Genomic DNA, 17,656 nt, shown 5'->3' with positions numbered 1-17,656 from the left:
GAAGGTCAGGCGCGGTCGACCGTGAGGTCGAGGAAGTGGGTGGAGCAGGAGATGCACGGGTCGTGGTTGCGGATGGCCCGCTCGCACAGATACGTCAACTCCTCGTCGCTCGCGTCGTGTTCGGCGATCGCCGTCTGGGCGATCCGGGCCAGATCGGCCTCGATGGCACCCTGGTTCTGCGCGGTGGGCGGCACGAGGCGGGCGTCGGTGACGGCACCTTCGGCGTCCAGGCGGTAGCGGTGGTAGAGCAGACCGCGGGGGGCCTCGGTCGCGCCGTGGCCGGTGCCCGCGACCGGCGGCACCTCGACGTACGGACGGGAGGGGGCCTCGTAGGCGTCGATGATGCGCAGCGCCTCGTCGACGGCGTACACCACCTCCACCGCCCGGACCAGCACCGAGCGGAAGGGGTTGCGGCAGACCGTGCCCTCGCGGGGATCGCCCAGCCCGGCCGCCACGGCCGCCTCAAGCGCCACCGGTGACAGCCGACGGCCGCTGATCGCGAACCGGGCGAGGGAGCCGGTGAGATGCCCGCGCCCGTCGAGCCGGGCGTGGAGTGCGGTGGAGTGCTCGACCTGGGTCTCGACGACGCGGTCGGTGAAGTCCCGTACCGGGAAGGAGCCGGTGGTCCCGTCGGTGCGGAGCAGCGTCGGCGTGCCGCTCTCGATCGCGTACGTGTCCGGGGCGGCCAGCGCGAGAAGGTCGGCGTCGACGGTCGCGTCCGGGAACTCGAAGTCCGCGACCCAGCGCACGGTCTCCAGGGCATCGTCGAGCGCCTTCCGCAACTCCTGTGCAAGCGGCCTGAGTTCGTCCGGCAGAGGTGCTCGATGGAAACCGCCGAGGCGTACGTTCACGGGATGGATCGCCCGCCCGCCCAGCAGCTCCATGAGGGAGTTGCCCGCCTTCTTCAGCCGCAGCCCCCGCTCCACCTCGGCCCGGTGCGTACGCGCCAGATCGATCGCGCTCGCGCGGCCCAGGAAGTCCGGGGCGTGCAGCAGATAGATATGCAGGGTGTGACTCTCGATCCACTCACCGCAGTACAACAGCCTGCGCAGGTCCCGGATCACAGGGTCGATCGTCACCCCGCATGCGTCCTCGATCGCCGCGCACGCGCTCATCTGGTACGCCACCGGGCAAATCCCGCACACCCGCGCCGTGATGTCCGGCGGCTCGGTGTAGGAGCGGCCGCGCAGGAACGCCTCGAAGAAGCGGGGCGGTTCGTAGATCTGCAGCCGGGCCTCCTCGACCCGGTCCCCGACGACGCGCAGGTGCAGGGCGCCCTCGCCCTCCACGCGGGCGAGTGAGCCGACGTGCAGGACGCGGGAGCCTCGGTGGGTCACGGGTTCAACTCCTTGTCGAAGGCGGCGGCGTTGAACGTGTGCAGGAAGCGTTCGGTGTCGCGGTCGTCCATGCCGTCGCGGCGCAGCAGCGGGATCAGGGCGGGCAGGTTCGCCGACCCGGAGGGGCCGAAGCAGCCGTAGCAGCCGCGGCCGTACGCGGGGCAGATCGCCCCGCATCCGGCGTGCGTGACCGGACCGAGACAGGGTGTGCCGTGCGCGACGGTGACGCAGACCGTGCCGCGGCGCTTGCACTCGAAGCAGACGCTGTGGTTCGGGACGTCCGGCTTGCGGCCGGCCAGGAAGGCGGTGATGACTTCGAGGAGTTGGCCGCGGTCGATGGGGCAGCCGCGCAGTTCGAAGTCCACGTTCACGTGCGCCGACACGGGTGTGGAGGTGGCGAGGGTGTCGATGTAGTCGGGGCGGGCGTAGACGGTCCGCGTGAACTCCTGCACGTCCGTGAAGTTCCGCAGCGCCTGGATGCCCCCGGCGGTCGCGCACGCGCCGATGGTCACCAGGAAGCGGGACTGTGCGCGGATCTCCCGGATCCGTTCCGTGTCGGCGGGCGTGGTGACCGACCCCTCGACGAGCGTGAGGTCGTACGGACCGGGCCGCACATCGCTGGAGGCCTCCAGGAAGTGGGCGATCTCCACCTGCCCGGCCAGGGCGAGAAGCTCGTCCTCGCAGTCCAGGAGCGTGAGCTGGCAGCCGTCGCAGGACGCCAGCTTGAACACCGCGAGCGTGGGGGCAGGCATGTCACAACTCCCGTACGGACAGCAGGGATTCGGCCCTGTCCCAGCCGATCACCGGACCGTCCCGGCACACCAGGACACCGCCCAGCTGGCAGTGGCCGCAGTGACCGGTGGCGCAGCGCATGTTGCGTTCCAGCGAGACCCGGATCCGGTGGGCGGGAAGGCCGTGCTGAAGCAGGTCACGGGCGGTCGCGCGGATCATCACCTCGGGGCCGCAGACGTACGCCGTGGTGTTCTCCGGCGCGAACCGGGCGCCGCCCAGCAGCGTGGTGACGACCCCGACGTGGCCACGCCAGCCGGGGGAGGGGCGGTCGACGGTCACCGCGCAGTGCGGGGGGCCGTGGGCTGCCGTCCAGGCGCCGATCTGACGGGCGTAGAGGAGGTCCTCGGGGGTGCGGGCACCGGCCAGGAGGTTCAGTCGGCCGTACGCGTGCGGGGCGGCCAGCGCGGCCAGGACCACGGGCCGCAGCGGGGCCAGGCCTATTCCGCCCGCGACGACCAGCACGTCCTGGCCCACCGCTCGATTTAGGTCCCAGCCGGTGCCGAACGGTCCGCGCAGGGTGACCTGCGCGCCCGGCCGGAGCGCGCACAGGGCTGCCGACACCGCGCCGACCGAGCGGACGGTGTGTACCAGCTCGTGACCGTCGATGCGGGACACCGAGACGGGGATCTCGCCGACCCCGAAGGCGTACACCATGGCGAACTGCCCGGGCAGGAAGGGCGCGAGCGTCGCCGGACCCGCGGGCGTCAGTGTGAGACTGACCGTGTCGGCCGTCTCGTCGCGCACCCGGGTCACCTGGTACGGCATGGGGATGGTGGTCACGACTGGCCGCCGCTGCCGTAGGGGGCGTACAGATCGAGGAGCCGGATGCGGGCCGCGTGCAGCCGGTGGGCGATCACCCGGCCGACCCAGACCGCGACCGCTCGGCCGAACTCGGGGTCGGCTGCGCACATCTCCCGCACGGCCGCCGCGTCGAACTCCCAGGCCCGCACCGGATGGGTGACCTCGGCACCGAACTGCCAGGCGTACGGCGCGAAGTGCCAGGACCAGCCGACCAGTTCGCCATGTCCGAGTGACTCGATGACGGGCGAGCGGCGACCGGGCACATGCAGATCAAGGGCGACGACGCCCGTCCGCACGATCCAGAACCGGTCGGCCCGGGTGCCCTCCTCGAACAGGCGGGTGCCCACGTCGAACGAGACCTCGCGGGCGAGGCCCATCAGCCGCTCCCGGTGCTCGGCCGGGAGGATCGTGTCCATGAGGGTGATCGACGTCATCGCTCCTTCTCCCCTCGTTCCGGTTCCGTCCCGTGCTCGGCGAGTTCGTCGTGCAGGGCCGCGGCCTCCTCCGTGATGTCGATGCCGACCGGGCACCAGGCGATGCAGCGTCCGCAGCCCACACAGCCGGAGCTGTCGAACTGCTCGTGCCAGGTGCCGAGCTTGTGGGTCATCCACTGGCGGTAGCGGCTGCGCGACGAGGAACGCACCGAGCCGCCGTGGAGGTACGAGAAGTCGAGGTCGAAGCAGGAGTCCCAGCGCTGCCAGCGCTCGGCGTGGTCGCCGGTGAGGTCGGTGACCTCCTCCGTGGTGGTGCAGAAGCAGGTGGGGCACGCCATCGTGCAGTTGCCGCAGGTCAGACAGCGGGCGGCGACGTCGTCCCAGCGGTCGGCCTCCAGGCTCTCGCCCATCAGCCTGCGGAGGTCCACGGGCGGCATGGCCCGGCCCATACGGTCCCGGGCGGCATCCACGGCGCCACGGGCCGCGGTCTCGGTCTCCGGGTCGGCCGGACGGTGCGGGACACCGGCGAGGACCTCAGCCCCGGCCTCGCTGCCGACCCGCACGAGGAAACGGTGACCGGACTCGTCCACGATCTCGGTGAGCGCCAGGTCGAAGCCCTCGTCGGCCGCCGGACCGCTGCCCATGGAGACGCAGAAGCAGGTGGCTCCCGGCTCGGTGCACTGGGCGGCTATCAGGAAGGCCCCTGCCCGCCGTTCCTGATAGCCGCGGTCCTGGTAGTGCCCCCCGGCCAGGACCCTGTCCTGGATCGCGATGGCCCGCAGATCGCAAGGGCGTACGCCGAGGAAGGCGTACGACGGCTGCTCCGGACGCTCCTCGGTGACGGTGAGGTGTCCGTCGGGCCCGCGGTCGGTACTCCACAGCTTCTCCCGCTGCGGGTGCAGGAACGTCTTCCAGGACTTCGGGCCCGTGGTGTGTGCGAAGGCCGCGCCGTCCTCGCGCGGGACCAGGCGGTACTGGCCCGCCTCGACCCGGGTGCCCCACCCGAAGGGCAGCTGGTCGGCGCCGGCGAGCTCGGCCAGGACCACCGCGCCGTCCCGTACCGTCGGGCCGATGACCGTGCGTCCCTGGGCGGCGAGGGTCTTGACCAGGGCGTTGAGCCCGTTCCTGTCCAGGACGGCGGTTGCGTGGCTGACGGGCATCGTTCCCCTCCGGAGGCCGTGGGGCTGCTGATCCCAGCGTGGGCGCAGGATCGGTGGGGCACCACGGGCCGCCCGGTCCTGACCGGTGGGTCGTTCGGCCCAAGTGCGCAGGCGGGCCGGGTCGCCGACACGCGCGGGCTCCGGCGCCGGCGCTCGATCAGACGGAGCCGAAGCGCTCCGCTGGCTGTGCGGATCTGCGGCTGCGCCGTGGGGCGGCGATGGGGCGTCGGGCGTATGCCGCGCCGTCGTGGTTGGTCGTGCCCACGCGGTGGAGCCCGCAGAATGACACTGTCCCGCGTCCCTTGAGGGCGTTGCCGAACCGCAGTCGGCTTCGCCCAGTCCGCCCAGTCCGCCCAGTCCGCTCAGTTGACCGGAAGCCGGTTTTCCGTCTTCGCCGAGAAGAGGTGGACGTCATCCGGGCGGGCGGTCACCCGTAGCTCCTCGCCCTTGCCGAACGTCTGCCGTCCCGGCGTCCGGACGACGACCTGCGCGGCCTCCTGGCCGACCTTGGCGGTCGTGTGGAGGTAGGTGACGGCGCCGGTGTCCTCGACGGCGTCGACCACGAGCTCCAGACCTGGGGTGTCCCGGTCCTCCGGGGACAGGATCTCGAACTGCTCGGGCCGCACGCCCAGGATGATCTCCGCGGAGTCCTCGGCACGGGAGGCTCGAAGGGCCGGCCGCGGCAACGGCAGGAGCAGGCCGCCCAGTTCGGTTCCGTCCGCGGTGAGGGGGAGGCGGAAGAGGTTCATCGCGGGCGAGCCGATGAAGCCGCCGACGAAGGCGTTGGCGGGGCGCCTGAACACGTCCTTCGGTGTGCCCACTTGTTGCAGCACGCCGTCCTTCATGACGGCCACGCGATCGCCCATGGTCAGGGCCTCGACCTGGTCGTGGGTGACGTACACGGTGGTGGTGCCCAGCCGCCGTTGCAGCGAGGCGATCTGCGTGCGGGTCTGGACACGCAGTTTGGCGTCCAGGTTGGACAGCGGTTCGTCCATGAGGAACACCTGCGGTTCGCGGACGATGGCACGACCCATCGCGACCCTCTGGCGCTGACCGCCGGACAGCGACTTCGGCTTGCGGCCGAGATAGTCGCCGAGGTCGAGGATGCCGGCCGCCTCGGCGACCCGGCGCCGGACGTCGTCCTTGCGCACCTTCGCGATCTTGAGGGCGAAGCCCATGTTGTCCGCCGTCGTCATGTGCGGGTAGAGGGCGTAGTTCTGGAACACCATCGCGATGTCGCGATCCTTGGGCGGCAGGTACGTCACGTCCCGGTCGCCGATGCGGATCGTCCCCGAGTCGACGTCCTCCAGCCCGGCGAGCATCCGCAGCGTGGTGGACTTGCCGCAGCCGGAGGGACCCACCAGGACCATGAACTCGCCGTCGGCGATCTGCAGATCGAGTGCGTCGACGGCCGGGTGGTCCATCGTCGCGAAGCACCGCGTTGCCTTGTCGAAGGTGACGGACGCCATGATCTTTCCCCTCCCTGATGCCCCCTCGACAGCGCCCCGGTGGGGGCGCACGGAACGGGGGGTGCGCCTGTGCGCCGCACCTTCAGGCTCGGACAACGCGCAGCGGCACGGCAGGTCGTCTCCGTCCCTGCCGACAGGCCGGTCGGCCCTGCCGCCACCGTCACGACCCGCCCGGAGAGGACGCCCAGGCCCTTCTGGGGGCCGTTCGGCCCATGGCATGACGCCCACATCCCCGCAGGCTGGAGGCACAGGCCAGTGGAGGGAGAGGCACCATGACTGTCTCCACACGCATGACGGCCGTCGCCGTCGGCGACCGGTTCCGGCATGACGACGGAGTCGGTGGGGAGGTGCTCGCCCGGCTGTGGGAGACCGCGGAACCCGCCGTCGTCCGGGAGAGACCGCGGAACCCCGCCGTCGTCCTGGAGGCCGGCCACGGCCCCGGTGAGGCCGTCGACCGGTGTGGGAGCTGGGGACATCGCCCGGCACCGGGCCGCCGCGGCGCAGGGTGCGTCCCGCGGAGGCCGGACATGACGGGACGGGAAGGGCCTCACCCGCTTCTCGCGGATCCTGATTGCGCGGTGCGCGGTCCAGAACCGCTTCCCCGCGTCTCCGGCAGGTCCTTCCCGTCACTCCCAGCACATCACCGGGACCGCGGAACCACCAGGGCCGATCGGCCCCAAAAATGAGGAGACCGTCATGAACACTGTGGTTCCCGGCCCGGACGAGCGACCGGCAGCGCGTTCCCGGCCCGCACTGCTCACGTTCCTGGGCGGCGTGGGTACGGTCACCGGCAGCAAGTTCCTGGTCGAGAGCGACCACGCGCGCGTCCTGGTCGACTGCGGGCTCTTCCAGGGCCTCGCCGACCTGCGCCGGCGCAACTGGCGCGGACTGCCCTGCGACGGCGCGGACATCGAGGCCGTGGTGGTCACCCACGCTCACCTGGACCACTGCGGATACCTGCCGCGGCTGGTGCGCCACGGCTTCCGGGGACGGATCGTGACCACGGAGTTCACCGCCCGGCTGATGGAGATCGTGCTGCGGGACAGCGCGAAGCTCCAGATGGAGGCCGCCCGGCACGCCAACGACCACGGCTGGTCCAAACACCGTCCCGCGCAGCCCCTGTACGACGATTCGGACGTGGACCGCACGTTGAAGCTCCTCGACCCCGTGCCGACCTGTACGACGACCGAAGTCGCCCCGCACACCCGGCTCACGCTGCACCCGGCCGGGCACATCCTCGGCTCGTCCTGGGCCCGGCTCACCCTGGAGGACGGCCACACGCTGGCCGTGAGCGGAGACCTCGGCCGCCCGGGCCATCCGCTGCTGCGTCCCGCGGAGCCGTTCTCCGGGGCGGACGTGCTGCTGATGGAGTCGACGTACGGCAATCGACGCCACGAGGAGGAGGCCGGACGGACCCACTTCGCACAGGTGCTGACGCGCACGCTCGCCCGCGGCGGCACCGTCGTCATCCCGGCGTTCGCCCTCGACCGCACCGAGGTCGTCCTGCACGAACTCGCCGAACTCCGCCGCTCGGGCCGACTCCCGGCCACTGTGCCGGTGTACGTCGACAGCCCGATGGCCCTGGCCGCCCTGGACGTCTACCGGGACGCCGTCCTCACCCGGGCTCCCGAGCTGCGCCCCGAGGTCACGGCCGCGGGAACGGCCGCGCTGAACCCCGAGCCGTTCCTCGCCGTCCGGTCGATCCAGGAGTCCGTCGACCTCAGCCGCGCGGGCGGACCCGCCGTCATCGTCTCGGCGTCCGGCATGGCCACCGGCGGGCGCGTCCTGCACCACCTGCGACGGGTGCTGCCCGACCCGCGCAACGCCGTCGTCGTGGTCGGCTTCGCGGCCCAGGGCACCCGCGCCCGCGACCTCGTCGACGGGGCCAAGGCGCTCAAGATGTTCGGCGAGTACGTCCCGGTGCGCGCGACGGTCGCCGACGTGCCGCACTTCTCGGCCCACGCCGACGCCGCACAGATCATCGACTGGCTGCGCGACGCCCCCGCCCCGCACACGACGTACCTGGTGCACGGTGAGCCCGGAGCGGCCGAGGCGCTGCGGACCCGTATCGACCGGACACTGGGCTGGACCGCCGTCGTACCGCGCTCCGGAGAACACGTGCTCATCCGGTGACGGGACGCCCCCGCATGATCGTCGCTTCCTCACCCGTTCCGCGCGGTCCGCCGAACGTGCCGGGACCGCGTGTACCAAGCGCCTTGTCCGGTACCCGCCACGCGCGGCAATGAGGCGGCGACCGTTCCTGATCAAGGCCGCGCCGTATGCCGATCCGACCGGCCCACGACGGCTGTCACCGCACAAGGGCCGCTCCAGACCTCTGTTCGGGCCTCTCGGCTCATGTGTCATGACCCGTACCGGAGTTGGCTGAGAGTGAGGCGAACGGCGTCGAGCCGGAGGGAGCGAAGACGATGGGTACGAGTCTGACACCGGAGTTCTGGGAGCGGTTCGCCGTTCTGCTGGTCGCGGCGATGGGCGTGACCGTCATCCTTACCGTGGTCTTCGACGGCCTGGCCGTCCGGCTGCTGCGCCGTCGCGCGCACCGCCCGCCGGTGCACGCGCCGTACCGTCCGCAGGACGCCGACCACCGTCCCTCCGTCCCTTGCTGAAGGAGGCAGACCGTGCTTGCCGGCCTGGACAGGATTCCCCAGCCGATCGCGGTCGGACCGGAGATGGACGTGCTGGCCCGCTTCTGCCGGGACATGACGTGGACCGGCATCGTCGAAGCGGACGGCATGGGGCCGGGGACGCCGGCGATGACCGCCCGCGGCCATGGCACGCACCAGCGCATCCAGGGCGGCCGCTGGATCGTCGGGACCTACGAGCAGGACCAGTTCCTGCTCGACGGCACCTTCGTCCTGAAGTGGCAGCTGCACTGGGTCGTCGGCTGGGACCCGGCGTCCGGCGGCTACCGGGCCACGCTCGCCGACAACTACGGGCACGCCGGGGTCATGCGGGGGTGCATCGACGGCGATCGGCTCACCTTCGAGACGCTCGGCGAGCCGGCGGTACGGCTGCGTCTGGTGTGGGACGTGACCGATCCGCGGCAGATGCTGTGGCGGAACGAGACGTCGGTGGACGGCGGGCCCTGGACGCTCGTCGAGGCGTATCACTGCACACCGACCTAGAGCGTGAATCGGAGGTACGGGCAGACGGGGTCGCCAGTGGTGCTGCGAGGGTGCGGTCATGGAGCAGATGTTGAGTCGGCAAGAAGCGTCGGAGGCGGTCCAGGATCACGGGTGGCGCTACTTGCCGGGCGCCTTGCACACGTCGGTTCCGGTCGGGACGCCGGCTCGAGCGATCGACTTGGCAGCGGATGCTGTCGCGGTGTGTGGCGACGATGCCGATCGCCATCTCCAGGTCGATGTCCGCCCCGACCGGGCCGTGTTCACTCTGCAGACATCGGACCGGGCAACGGTTACCACCCGGGATGTCGAACCCGTGCGTCGGATCTCCGGCACCGCCGGCGAGTCCGGGAGGCCGGGAGGGAGAAGTGACCGGGCGATCGCGAGTCGTGGATGGGCGGGCCGTGGTCCGCGAGGTACTGGATCCGACCGCGTCCCCGTCGCCGTCGCCGTAGACCACAACGTGATCGACGGCGCACCGCCGCCCGATTCGTGGCGGAGCTGCGACGGCTCGGCGAGGACGCGGAAGTCCTGAGCACCCCACTACGAGCGGTGGCGTCCCGTCATCTCATCCGCGAGCCAGCTCGTCGGCGATCTCGGACGCCCAGCCGTCGATGGCGGCCCAGTCGCGGTAGTCCCCGAAGCGGCCACCCACGAGACGGAACAGGATCCGCCCGGCGCGGGGCAGCTGGGCTCGTGAGATGACGCCCGAGAAGAGCTGATGGCCTCGATATGACAGATCACCCGGCAGACGTTCGACGATCAGTGGGATCTCCTTCGGCGCCAGACGCTTCCACGGACCGCGCAGCGCGGCCGGCATCCCGACGCTGAAGATCCACACAGGCCGGGAGCCCAGGACGTCGAGATTGTCCCGGACGAAGTCCCTGGCCGGATCCAGCCAGGTCTGCCCGTGTACGGCACTGCCGAGGACGAACGCGCGGTACGCGTCGGCGTCGTCGACCGTCTCCACGGCCCGCGCCTCCGCCTTCAGACCCGTCTCGCTCAGTCTGGTCGCCAGCCGCTCGGCGATCTCGCGTGTGGAGCCGTGCGCGGTCGCGTAGCCCACCAGGACATCCATGACGTCACCTCCCGTTATGCGGCACCGCTCCTGGCCAGAGGGCTTACCTCGACGGCCCTGAGCGGTGACACGGGCCCGTCGGCGGCGGGCACCGCGACCACCGGGATCGTCGCGTGCCGCAGACACTCCCGCCCGACCGCGCCGATCGCGGGAAGCTCGTACTGCCTGTGGGACCTGCGCCCCAGGGCGAGCAGCAGCGCGCCCCGCGCCTGCCGGAGCAGCACCCGCGCGGGCGGGCCCTCCATCACGACGGCGCGCACGGTGCCGTCGATCCGTGATCCGAAGACCTCGCGGATCGTGGCGGCCAGCAACTGTGCGGCCTCGAGCCGCTGCTCATCGACCGTCCGCCGGGCCGAGGCGGGAGCGTACGGGGCGATCCGGGCCCCCGCCGGTTCCCAGGCGTGCACGGCGACGATGCCCGTGCCCAGAGCACGGGCCTGCTCAGCGGCCCAGCGCAGAGCGGCCATGGACGCCTCGGATCCGTCGACGCCCACGACGATGGTGTTGCCGTCGGCGAACTCGGTCATGGCACCCTCCTGGGATGGTCTCTTCTCTCACGATGACCCGAGCCGGCTGGTCGAGGCGTGGGCCGAGGGGCTCTTTGCGAGTGCCGAACGGTCCCTTCTCGGCTGCCGTGACGGGTCGGGTTCGCAGCAGCGGGAGCGGGAACCGTCGTACGGCGGCAGGCATTTCACCTGAGGCAGCCGGCGGGGCAGGTTCCTTCGGAGCCTGGTGCTGTTCAGGGCCGGTAGTGCCGGTGATCATCGTGATCGCCGATGTAGTGCCGCTCCTCGATGACCGTCTCCCGTTCGCCGGGGCGGCGGACGGTGCCCGGAGTGGCCATGAACATGATCAGGCCGATGACCCCGGCCATCATGAGGAAGAAGCCGACGACGAACGAGCTGTAGCCGAACACCAGACAGGCGCCCAGCACGGCTGCGCCGATCAGTATGAGAGGAACCATGACCGCCCTCCTTGGCTTGTGCGCTCGGGAACGCGAGGGGTCGTGAGGGCAGGTGGGGTCGTCCGTCAACAGGGCATGCACTGCCGCGTGTTGGATGCCGGTCGTCGCGAACCCTCCCTACGGCCTCAAGCCCAGCCTCCTGCGACGGGGCACTTGGGCCCAGGGGCTGAATGGGCACGGGACCGGGCCGAACGGTCCCACCGCCTGTACGGACCGGCAGGACCAGGCACTCGTCCTCTTCGGGGGCGGCGAAGCCGACAGGAGGGACCGACAGCAGGGGCCGAACGGCCCAGGTAAGGGCCCAAGTGCCCCTCCTGTCGTCCGGCCTGCAGTGCAATGGTGAGGGGAGTCCCGGGCCCGCACGGCTGTGCTGACCGACGAAACGCGGTGGTGACGATGGAGCTGCCCCTGGTCGTGGGTGTCGACGGATCGGAATCGAGTCTGGCGGCGACCGACTGGGCTGCGGACGAAGCGGCCCGGCACGGTCTGCCTCTGCGCCTGGTGTACGCCTCCCTGTGGGAGCGCTACGAAGGTGCCGCGCCGTCCGCTGATCCCGACGACCCCGAGTACACGTCCGAGCGGATGAGGGAGGACACCATCCTCGGCGCCGCCGAGGAGCGTGCCCGTCGGCACAGCCCCGGTCTGAAGATCTCCGCGGAGGTGGTCCCCGAGGAAGCCGTGTCCGCGCTCCTGCGCGAGGGCCACAACGCCTCCGCCCTGATCACCGGATCACGCGGACGCGGCGAGCTGGCGGGCCTGCTCCTCGGCTCGGTCGGCCTCGCCGTGGCGGCCCGCGCCCACTGTCCCGTGATCGTGGTCCGGGGTGACACAGCCGGACTGGCGGGTACCCACGAGCGGATCCTGCTCGGAGCGGGAGAGCCGTCGAGCGGAGGTGAGGCGGTGCGGTTCGCGTTCCGCGAGGCCGAGGCGCGCGGGTGCACCCTTGACGTCGTGCGCACCTGGCGCTGCCCCGCACACGAGACGGCGGACCATCCCCTGCTGGCCGGTGATCCTGCGCACTACCACGAGGAACAGGCCTCCGAGCTGCTGGAGGCCCTGCTCGACGAGCCGATGGCGGACCACCCGAAGGTCCGGGTGCGCCGTGCCACAGTGGAAGGACCGGCCCGCAAGGTGCTGCTGAACCGCTCGGCCGCCGCGGACCTCGTGATCGTCGGCGCCCGCCGTCGGCACGGGCACACGGGCCTCCAACTCGGCCGGGTGGCCCACGCACTTCTGCACCACGCCGACTGCCCGGTCGCCGTCGTCCCACAGCGGGTGTGAGCATGGACCGCCCCTCCGTCCCGGTGACCTGCCCCGAGACCCTCGCCCCGGTCCTGCGGGACGTGCGCGCCGTCGTCTTCGACACCGACGGTGTGATCACCGACTCGGCTCGGGTGCACGCCGTCGCCTGGAAGACGGCGTTCGACGCCTTCCTACGTGCCCATCCGCCCGAGGACCCCGCCCGCGGTCGCCCGTTCGATGCCAGGGACGACTACCTGCGCTACGTGGACGGCAAATCCCGCCTGGACGGAGCCGCGGCCTTCCTCGCCTCCCGCGGCCTCGACACCTCGGGCGCCACCGTGAGGGCCGTCGCCGCCGAGAAGGAACGGCTGTTCACCGAGCGGCTCCGCAAGTACGGCGTCGACGCGTACCCCGGGACGGTTCGGCTGGTGCTGGCCCTTCGCCGGGCGGGCATCCCCGTGGCGGCGGCCTCCGCGTCCCGGCACGCCGGTGAACTGCTCAGCCTGGCCGGGGTACTCAACCTCTTCGACCTCCTCGTCGACGGCGGCGAGGCGGCCCGGCTGGGCCTGGCGGGCAAGCCGGAACCCGCCCTGTTCCTGGAAGCGGTCCGGCGGCTGCACGTCCCCGCCGACCGCGCCGCCGTCGTCGAGGACGCCCTGGCGGGCGTGGAAGCGGGCCGACGCGGCGGATTCGCCCTCGTGGTCGGTGTGGACCGCGCCGCCACGGGCGAGTCGGGGGAGCGGCTGCTGCGCAACGGTGCCGACATCGTCGTACGGGATCTCGCGGAACTGTGCGCGGGAGGAGCGCCGAAGTGACGGGCTGGACCTGGGAGTACGACGGCTACGAGCCCGCGGACGAGCGGCTCAGGGAGTCGCTGTGCACGCTGGGGAACGGCTACTTCGCCACCCGAGGGGCACTGCCGGAGTGCGCCGCGGACGACGTGCACTACCCGGGCACATACGTGGCGGGCTGCTACAACCGGCTCACCTCCGAGGTGGCGGGCCGCAGCGTCGAGAACGAGGACATGGTCAACGTTCCGAACTGGCTGCCGCTGCGCTTCCGCGTCGATGAGGGGCCGTGGCTCACCCCGGACACCGCGACGGTGCTCGACCACCGGATGGTGCTGTACCTGGCCTCGGGGATGCTGGAACGCCGGACGCGCTACGGCCTCGGCGAGGGACGGACACTGATGGTGCGTCAGCAGAGGTTTGTGCACATGGCCGACCCCCATCTGGCCTCCCTACGAACCGAGTTCAGGGCTGAGGGCTTCGTCGGCCGGCTTGAGGTCGAGGCAGCCCTCGATGGCGGGGTCACCAACGCCGGTGTGCCCCGCTACCGCGACCTGGACGGCCGGCATCTCATCCACGTGCACACCGGAACCGCTGCCCCGGACACCGTATGGCTGCGCTGCCGCACCCGCACCTCGGACATCCGCATCGGCATGGCGGCCAGGGTCACCGCCGATGCGCCGGTCAGCGCCCACCGCGAACTCCCGTACGCCATACAACGGTTGACCCTGGACCTGACTCCAGGCAGCACTGTCATCGTCGACAAGACCGTCGCCCTGCACACCTCCCGCGACCCCGCGATCAGCGACCCGCTGTCCGCCGCCGTCGACCGAGTGGGCCGGGCACCCGGCTTCGACGAGCTGCTGGAGTCGCACCTCACGGCGTGGGACCAGCTCTGGCGCCGCGCGGACCTCGACGTCGCCGGGGAGGCGGGCCGTATCCTGCGGCTGCACCTGTTTCACGTCCTGCAGACCCTCTCCCCGCACACCGCGGACCTCGATGTCGGAGTGCCGGCCCGGGGCCTGCACGGCGAGGCCTACCGCGGGCACGTGTTCTGGGACGAGCTGTTCGTCCTGCCGTATCTCAACCTGCACTTCCCGGGGGTGTCCCGTGCCCTGCTGCGCTACCGCCACCGGCGCCTCGAACAGGCCTGCACGGCCGCGCGCGAGGCGGGTCGCAGGGGTGCGATGTACCCCTGGCAGAGCGGCAGCGACGGCCGCGAGGAGACCCAGCAGCTTCACCTCAACCCGCGCTCGGGACGCTGGCTGCCCGACCACTCCCACCTCCAGCACCACGTCGGCTCGGCCATCGCGTACAACGTGTGGCAGTACTGCGAGGCCAGCGGTGACATGGAGTTCCTGCACGCCAAGGGCGCCGAGATGCTGCTCCAGATCGCCCGCTTCTGGGCCGACTCAGCCGTCTGGGACGACCACCTCGGCCGGCACCGCATCAGGGGTGTCGTGGGGCCCGACGAGTACCACGAGGCGTACCCCGGCGCTAGGACACCCGGGCTTGACGACAACGCGTACACCAACGTCACGGCCGCCTGGGTGCTCGCCCGCACGCTGGAGCTGCTGGAGTCCCTGCCCGAGCCCCGACGCCGTGAACTCGTCGAGCGCACCGGTCTGGACGGCGGCGAACTCGAACAGTGGGAGGACGTCTCCCGCACCCTCCATGTGCCCTTCCACAGCGGTGTCATCAGCCAGTTCGAGGGCTACGGCGACCTCGTCGAACTCGACTGGGAGGGCTACCGTGCCCGCTATGGCGACATCCGGCGCCTGGACCGGATCCTGGAGGCGGAGGGCGACAGCGTCAACCGCTACCAGGCCTCCAAACAGGCCGACGTGCTGATGCTCGGCTACCTGTTCTCGCCCGCCGAACTGCAGGACATCTTCGGCCGGTTGGGACTGCGACTCGACCCGGACACCTGGCGTCGCACTGTCGACCACTACCTGCGCCGCACCAGCCACGGCTCCACCCTCAGCGGCCTGGTGCACGGCTGGGTGCTGGCCAGGGCCAGGCGCGCGGAGGCGTGGAAGTACTGCCAGGAGGCCCTTCAAGGCGACATCGCCGACGTACAGGGCGGCACCACCGGGGAGGGCATTCACCTGGGCGCCATGGCCGGGACCCTCGACCTGGTCCAACGCGGACTGACGGGCCTGGAAACGCGCGACGGGGCACTGTGGCTCGACCCCGTCCCGCTGCCCGAACTGTCCTCGTACGGCTTCGACCTCCGCTACCAGGGTCACTGGGGTGTGCGGCTGCGGCTGGAGCACGGGCTGTTGGAGGTCGCGGTGCCGGCGTCCGACGCCTCATCGATCGACGTACGGCTGCCGAACCGGGCGGTCTGCCTCCAGCCGGGGGAGACGGGCCGGCTGGTCCTCGCGGACTGACAGGTGCGTGGACCGACGCTCACGCCGGGACGACGGCGACCGGGCACCTGGAGTGCTGAGCGACGTCGTACGCGACCGAGCCCAGCCCGCCGGCGGACGCCCGCCCGAGCACCATCAGCTCGACGCTGCCCGAGGTCCGGATCAAGGCCCTGGCAGGGCCGGAGAGGATGACGTCCTCCACTACCCGTACGTTCGGATACTTCACACGCCAGGGCCTCAGTGCCTCGGACAGGAGCGCCATCTCGCCGTCCGCGCGGGCGGCGTAGCGCGGCGCCGACGGCGAACGGGACGCGCAGCCGGGGGGCGGAGGGGCCCCGGCGTGCAGCGCGTGCAGTCGCGCACCGCGCAGGCGTGCGATGTCGAAGGCGAAGTCGATGGCTCCGTCAGCGGGATGACGGGCGTCGACGGCGAGCGTGACCTTGTGCGACCTGCGTGGCGGGCCGACGCAGGCGAACCCACTCGGGACCAGGACAACCGGGCATGCGGCGGCCCCGGCGGCGGCCAGCGCGGTCGACCCCAGACAGAGCCCGGCGTGGCCGCCCTCACCCCGCACACCGAGCACGAGCATCTCCGCGTCCCCGCTCTGTGAACTCAGCACCGACGCGGCCGTTCCGGCGAGCCGCACGCACTCGACACTCAAGTCCGGGTACCGGGCCACGAGTTCGTCCCTTGCGTGGGCCGCCACGACCTTCGGACGGTACGGCCACAGCTGTGCCGCGTCCAGGTCGGCGGGCGGCGTCACATGGATCACCCGCAGCGCCAGCCCGCGGGACAGTGCCTCGTGGGCCGCCCAGTCGGCTGCGACGCGGCTGCGCGCCGAGCGATCCACTCCGGTGACGATCGTCCGCTCCATCACGTTCGCCTCCCCAGGGCATGGCCCCCGATCGTCTCGCGGGTGAAGTGGCGCGGTGGGCGAAGGACAGGCTCTCCCTCTGTCCATCGTGTCCTGGGGAGCGATGCACAGGCAGGGCCGGACGGTCCTGGGCGAGGACCGGGCAGCCCCTCCCTGGGCACCAGTCGGGGCGTGACGCTGACGATGAGGAGCAGACCGAGCGCTGGAGGTGTGCGTCATGATTCCGCCCGTTGTCGCCGGAGTCGATGGATCCGCCGAGAGCCTGGCCGCCGCGGAGTGGGCCGGGCGTGAGGCCGTACGCAGGGGGTGTGCCCTGCGTCTCGTGCATGCCAGGAACTGGCATCCCCACCAGGAGCAGACGGGCGGCGAGCCGGTGAGCGCCGTGCAGCGGCATCTGGCGCGGCGTGTGCTGCGGCAGGCCGAGGAGCACGTCCACGGCGCGTGCCCCGGCGTGCGCCTCGACGACGAGCAGGTCGAGGGCCCGGCGACGCAGGCGCTCCTGCGCGCGGCCGAACGGGCCGACCTGCTGGTACTGGGTTCGCGCGGACTGAGCGGCTTCACCGGGTTCCTGGTGGGCTCGGTCGCCCTGGGCGTGGTGGCGAAGGCGACGCGTCCCGTCGTCCTGGTCCGGGCGGGCGAGGAGGCCGGGGACGAACGCCTCCCGGACGCCGACGGGAACGCCTCCACGCGCACCGGCTACCGGGACGTGGTGCTGGGCCTTGACCTCGGCGACCCGTGCGACGAAGTCATCGAGTTCGGCTTCGAGGCCGCCCGGCTGCGCGACGCGCGGCTGCGCGTCGTGCACGCCTGGCAGGCTCCTTCTCCGCTCAGCCTCGGCCCTGGCGAGATCGGGCTGATCGAAGACGCCCGGCGGGGGGACGAGTGGCAGGGCTTCCTGTCCGCCGTGCTCCAGCTGTGGCGCGACAAGTACCCCGAGGTGGAGGTCGTGGAGTCGGTATTGGAGGGCAAGGCCTCGTCCGCGCTGATCCGGGCCGCCTCCGGAGCGAGTCTGCTCGTCGTCGGCCACCGCGTCACCGAACGGCCGGTGCTCGCGCGCACCGGGCCCGTCACACACGCCGCCATCCATCACGTCGACTGCCCTGTGGCCGTCGTACCGCACGCGTGACGATGGAGGGGGTGACGGACAGGCTCAGGCCAGTCGTGGCCGACGCGGACGGTCCACGCGAGGTGCCGGCGGTGACGGC

The 17,656-nt window shown here is 71.6% G+C and carries 17 protein-coding genes; 7 read left to right on the top strand and 10 right to left on the bottom strand.

Annotation, left to right across the window (positions count from 1 at the left end; translation table 11 throughout):
* Window positions 1-5 precede the first annotated feature (5 nt).
* The 6 genes from ABZ928_RS42525 to ugpC all read right to left on the bottom strand — a co-directional run bounded on the left by ABZ928_RS42525 (window position 6) and on the right by ugpC (window position 5,993).
* The gene (locus tag ABZ928_RS42525; protein ID WP_361531572.1) at window positions 6-1,337 is read right to left on the bottom strand and encodes a nickel-dependent hydrogenase large subunit; all 1,332 of its coding nucleotides are present in this window, start codon (window positions 1,335-1,337) and stop codon (window positions 6-8) included.
* Window positions 1,334-2,089, bottom strand: a complete 756-nt coding sequence (locus tag ABZ928_RS42520; RefSeq protein ID WP_361531569.1) for an oxidoreductase — start codon at window positions 2,087-2,089, stop codon at window positions 1,334-1,336. The genes ABZ928_RS42525 and ABZ928_RS42520 overlap by 4 nt, the downstream gene beginning before the upstream one ends.
* Window position 2,090: 1 nt before the next feature.
* Window positions 2,091-2,909, bottom strand: coding sequence for an FAD/NAD(P)-binding protein (locus tag ABZ928_RS42515; protein WP_361531566.1), 819 nt, complete (start codon window positions 2,907-2,909; stop codon window positions 2,091-2,093).
* Window positions 2,906-3,364 carry a Crp/Fnr family transcriptional regulator gene (locus tag ABZ928_RS42510; RefSeq protein ID WP_361531563.1) on the bottom strand — a complete coding sequence of 153 codons (459 nt, stop codon included), beginning with the start codon at window positions 3,362-3,364 and terminating at the stop codon, window positions 2,906-2,908. Before ABZ928_RS42510 ends, ABZ928_RS42515 begins: the two co-directional genes overlap by 4 nt.
* Window positions 3,361-4,524: a 4Fe-4S dicluster domain-containing protein gene (locus ABZ928_RS42505; protein WP_361531560.1), complete on the bottom strand. Its 1,164-nt coding sequence runs from the start codon at window positions 4,522-4,524 to the stop codon at window positions 3,361-3,363. The genes ABZ928_RS42510 and ABZ928_RS42505 overlap by 4 nt, the downstream gene beginning before the upstream one ends.
* A 362-nt stretch (window positions 4,525-4,886) precedes the next feature.
* Window positions 4,887-5,993, bottom strand: a complete 1,107-nt coding sequence (gene ugpC, locus ABZ928_RS42500) for a sn-glycerol-3-phosphate ABC transporter ATP-binding protein UgpC (protein WP_361531557.1) — start codon at window positions 5,991-5,993, stop codon at window positions 4,887-4,889.
* Between the two features lie 696 nt (window positions 5,994-6,689).
* Between ugpC and ABZ928_RS42495 the strand changes: the two genes are divergently transcribed.
* The 3 genes from ABZ928_RS42495 (at window position 6,690) to ABZ928_RS42485 (ending at window position 9,136) form a co-directional block, all read left to right on the top strand.
* Entirely contained in the window at window positions 6,690-8,126 is a 1,437-nt protein-coding gene (locus ABZ928_RS42495; RefSeq protein WP_361531554.1) for an MBL fold metallo-hydrolase, read from the top strand.
* Between the two features lie 293 nt (window positions 8,127-8,419).
* The gene (locus tag ABZ928_RS42490) at window positions 8,420-8,617 is read left to right on the top strand and encodes a hypothetical protein (RefSeq protein WP_361531551.1); all 198 of its coding nucleotides are present in this window, start codon (window positions 8,420-8,422) and stop codon (window positions 8,615-8,617) included.
* A gap of 12 nt (window positions 8,618-8,629) precedes the next feature.
* On the top strand, window positions 8,630-9,136 hold the full coding sequence (locus tag ABZ928_RS42485; RefSeq protein WP_361531548.1) for a DUF1579 family protein: 507 nt from the start codon (window positions 8,630-8,632) through the stop codon (window positions 9,134-9,136).
* A gap of 565 nt (window positions 9,137-9,701) precedes the next feature.
* On the opposite strand, the gene ABZ928_RS42480 is transcribed toward ABZ928_RS42485, so the two are convergent.
* The 3 genes from ABZ928_RS42480 to ABZ928_RS42470 all read right to left on the bottom strand — a co-directional run bounded on the left by ABZ928_RS42480 (window position 9,702) and on the right by ABZ928_RS42470 (window position 11,175).
* On the bottom strand, window positions 9,702-10,211 hold the full coding sequence (locus ABZ928_RS42480) for a flavodoxin domain-containing protein (RefSeq protein ID WP_361531545.1): 510 nt from the start codon (window positions 10,209-10,211) through the stop codon (window positions 9,702-9,704).
* A gap of 14 nt (window positions 10,212-10,225) precedes the next feature.
* Window positions 10,226-10,738: a universal stress protein gene (locus tag ABZ928_RS42475; protein ID WP_361531542.1), complete on the bottom strand. Its 513-nt coding sequence runs from the start codon at window positions 10,736-10,738 to the stop codon at window positions 10,226-10,228.
* Window positions 10,739-10,950: 212 nt separating this feature from the next.
* Window positions 10,951-11,175, bottom strand: a complete 225-nt coding sequence (locus ABZ928_RS42470) for a hypothetical protein (RefSeq protein WP_361531539.1) — start codon at window positions 11,173-11,175, stop codon at window positions 10,951-10,953.
* A gap of 396 nt (window positions 11,176-11,571) precedes the next feature.
* Here ABZ928_RS42470 and ABZ928_RS42465 point away from each other — a divergent pair, with 396 nt between their 5' ends.
* Genes ABZ928_RS42465 through ABZ928_RS42455 form a run of 3 tightly spaced genes read left to right on the top strand, consistent with a single transcriptional unit; the run spans window position 11,572 to window position 15,598 of the window.
* Window positions 11,572-12,456, top strand: a complete 885-nt coding sequence (locus tag ABZ928_RS42465; protein WP_361531536.1) for a universal stress protein — start codon at window positions 11,572-11,574, stop codon at window positions 12,454-12,456.
* Window positions 12,457-12,458: 2 nt separating this feature from the next.
* Window positions 12,459-13,232, top strand: a complete 774-nt coding sequence (locus tag ABZ928_RS42460) for an HAD-IA family hydrolase (protein WP_361531533.1) — start codon at window positions 12,459-12,461, stop codon at window positions 13,230-13,232.
* The gene (locus tag ABZ928_RS42455) at window positions 13,229-15,598 is read left to right on the top strand and encodes a glycosyl hydrolase family 65 protein (protein ID WP_361531530.1); all 2,370 of its coding nucleotides are present in this window, start codon (window positions 13,229-13,231) and stop codon (window positions 15,596-15,598) included. The genes ABZ928_RS42460 and ABZ928_RS42455 overlap by 4 nt, the downstream gene beginning before the upstream one ends.
* A 19-nt stretch (window positions 15,599-15,617) precedes the next feature.
* Here the strand turns inward: ABZ928_RS42455 and ABZ928_RS42450 are convergent, their stop codons facing one another.
* The gene (locus ABZ928_RS42450; RefSeq protein WP_361531527.1) at window positions 15,618-16,451 is read right to left on the bottom strand and encodes a universal stress protein; all 834 of its coding nucleotides are present in this window, start codon (window positions 16,449-16,451) and stop codon (window positions 15,618-15,620) included.
* A gap of 217 nt (window positions 16,452-16,668) precedes the next feature.
* On the opposite strand from ABZ928_RS42450, the gene ABZ928_RS42445 reads away from it, so the two are divergent.
* Window positions 16,669-17,577 carry a universal stress protein gene (locus ABZ928_RS42445; protein ID WP_361531524.1) on the top strand — a complete coding sequence of 303 codons (909 nt, stop codon included), beginning with the start codon at window positions 16,669-16,671 and terminating at the stop codon, window positions 17,575-17,577.
* The last annotated feature ends 79 nt before the right edge of the window (window positions 17,578-17,656 follow it).

The sequence above is a fragment of the Streptomyces sp. NPDC046909 genome (assembly GCF_040644695.1).
Taxonomy (GTDB): Bacteria; Actinomycetota; Actinomycetes; order Streptomycetales; family Streptomycetaceae; genus Streptomyces.
The sequence above is the reverse complement of the archived record's forward strand: the minus strand, read 5'-3'. Positions and strand labels throughout refer to the sequence as shown.

Excerpts from the sequence above, each read along its gene's own strand:
- ABZ928_RS42465 (WP_361531536.1), top strand. The coding sequence starts at position 11,572 with ATGGAGCTGCCCCTGGTCGTGGGTGTCGACGGATCGGAATCGAGTCTG.
- ABZ928_RS42510 (WP_361531563.1), bottom strand. The coding sequence starts at position 3,364 with ATGACGTCGATCACCCTCATGGACACGATCCTCCCGGCCGAGCACCGG.
- ABZ928_RS42495 (WP_361531554.1), top strand. The coding sequence starts at position 6,690 with ATGAACACTGTGGTTCCCGGCCCGGACGAGCGACCGGCAGCGCGTTCC.
- ABZ928_RS42520 (WP_361531569.1), bottom strand. The coding sequence starts at position 2,089 with ATGCCTGCCCCCACGCTCGCGGTGTTCAAGCTGGCGTCCTGCGACGGC.
- ABZ928_RS42480 (WP_361531545.1), bottom strand. The coding sequence starts at position 10,211 with ATGGATGTCCTGGTGGGCTACGCGACCGCGCACGGCTCCACACGCGAG.
- ABZ928_RS42450 (WP_361531527.1), bottom strand. The coding sequence starts at position 16,451 with ATGGAGCGGACGATCGTCACCGGAGTGGATCGCTCGGCGCGCAGCCGC.
- ABZ928_RS42460 (WP_361531533.1), top strand. The coding sequence starts at position 12,459 with ATGGACCGCCCCTCCGTCCCGGTGACCTGCCCCGAGACCCTCGCCCCG.
- ABZ928_RS42475 (WP_361531542.1), bottom strand. The coding sequence starts at position 10,738 with ATGACCGAGTTCGCCGACGGCAACACCATCGTCGTGGGCGTCGACGGA.
- ABZ928_RS42445 (WP_361531524.1), top strand. The coding sequence starts at position 16,669 with ATGATTCCGCCCGTTGTCGCCGGAGTCGATGGATCCGCCGAGAGCCTG.
- ugpC (WP_361531557.1), bottom strand. The coding sequence starts at position 5,993 with ATGGCGTCCGTCACCTTCGACAAGGCAACGCGGTGCTTCGCGACGATG.
- ABZ928_RS42470 (WP_361531539.1), bottom strand. The coding sequence starts at position 11,175 with ATGGTTCCTCTCATACTGATCGGCGCAGCCGTGCTGGGCGCCTGTCTG.
- ABZ928_RS42490 (WP_361531551.1), top strand. The coding sequence starts at position 8,420 with ATGGGTACGAGTCTGACACCGGAGTTCTGGGAGCGGTTCGCCGTTCTG.
- ABZ928_RS42505 (WP_361531560.1), bottom strand. The coding sequence starts at position 4,524 with ATGCCCGTCAGCCACGCAACCGCCGTCCTGGACAGGAACGGGCTCAAC.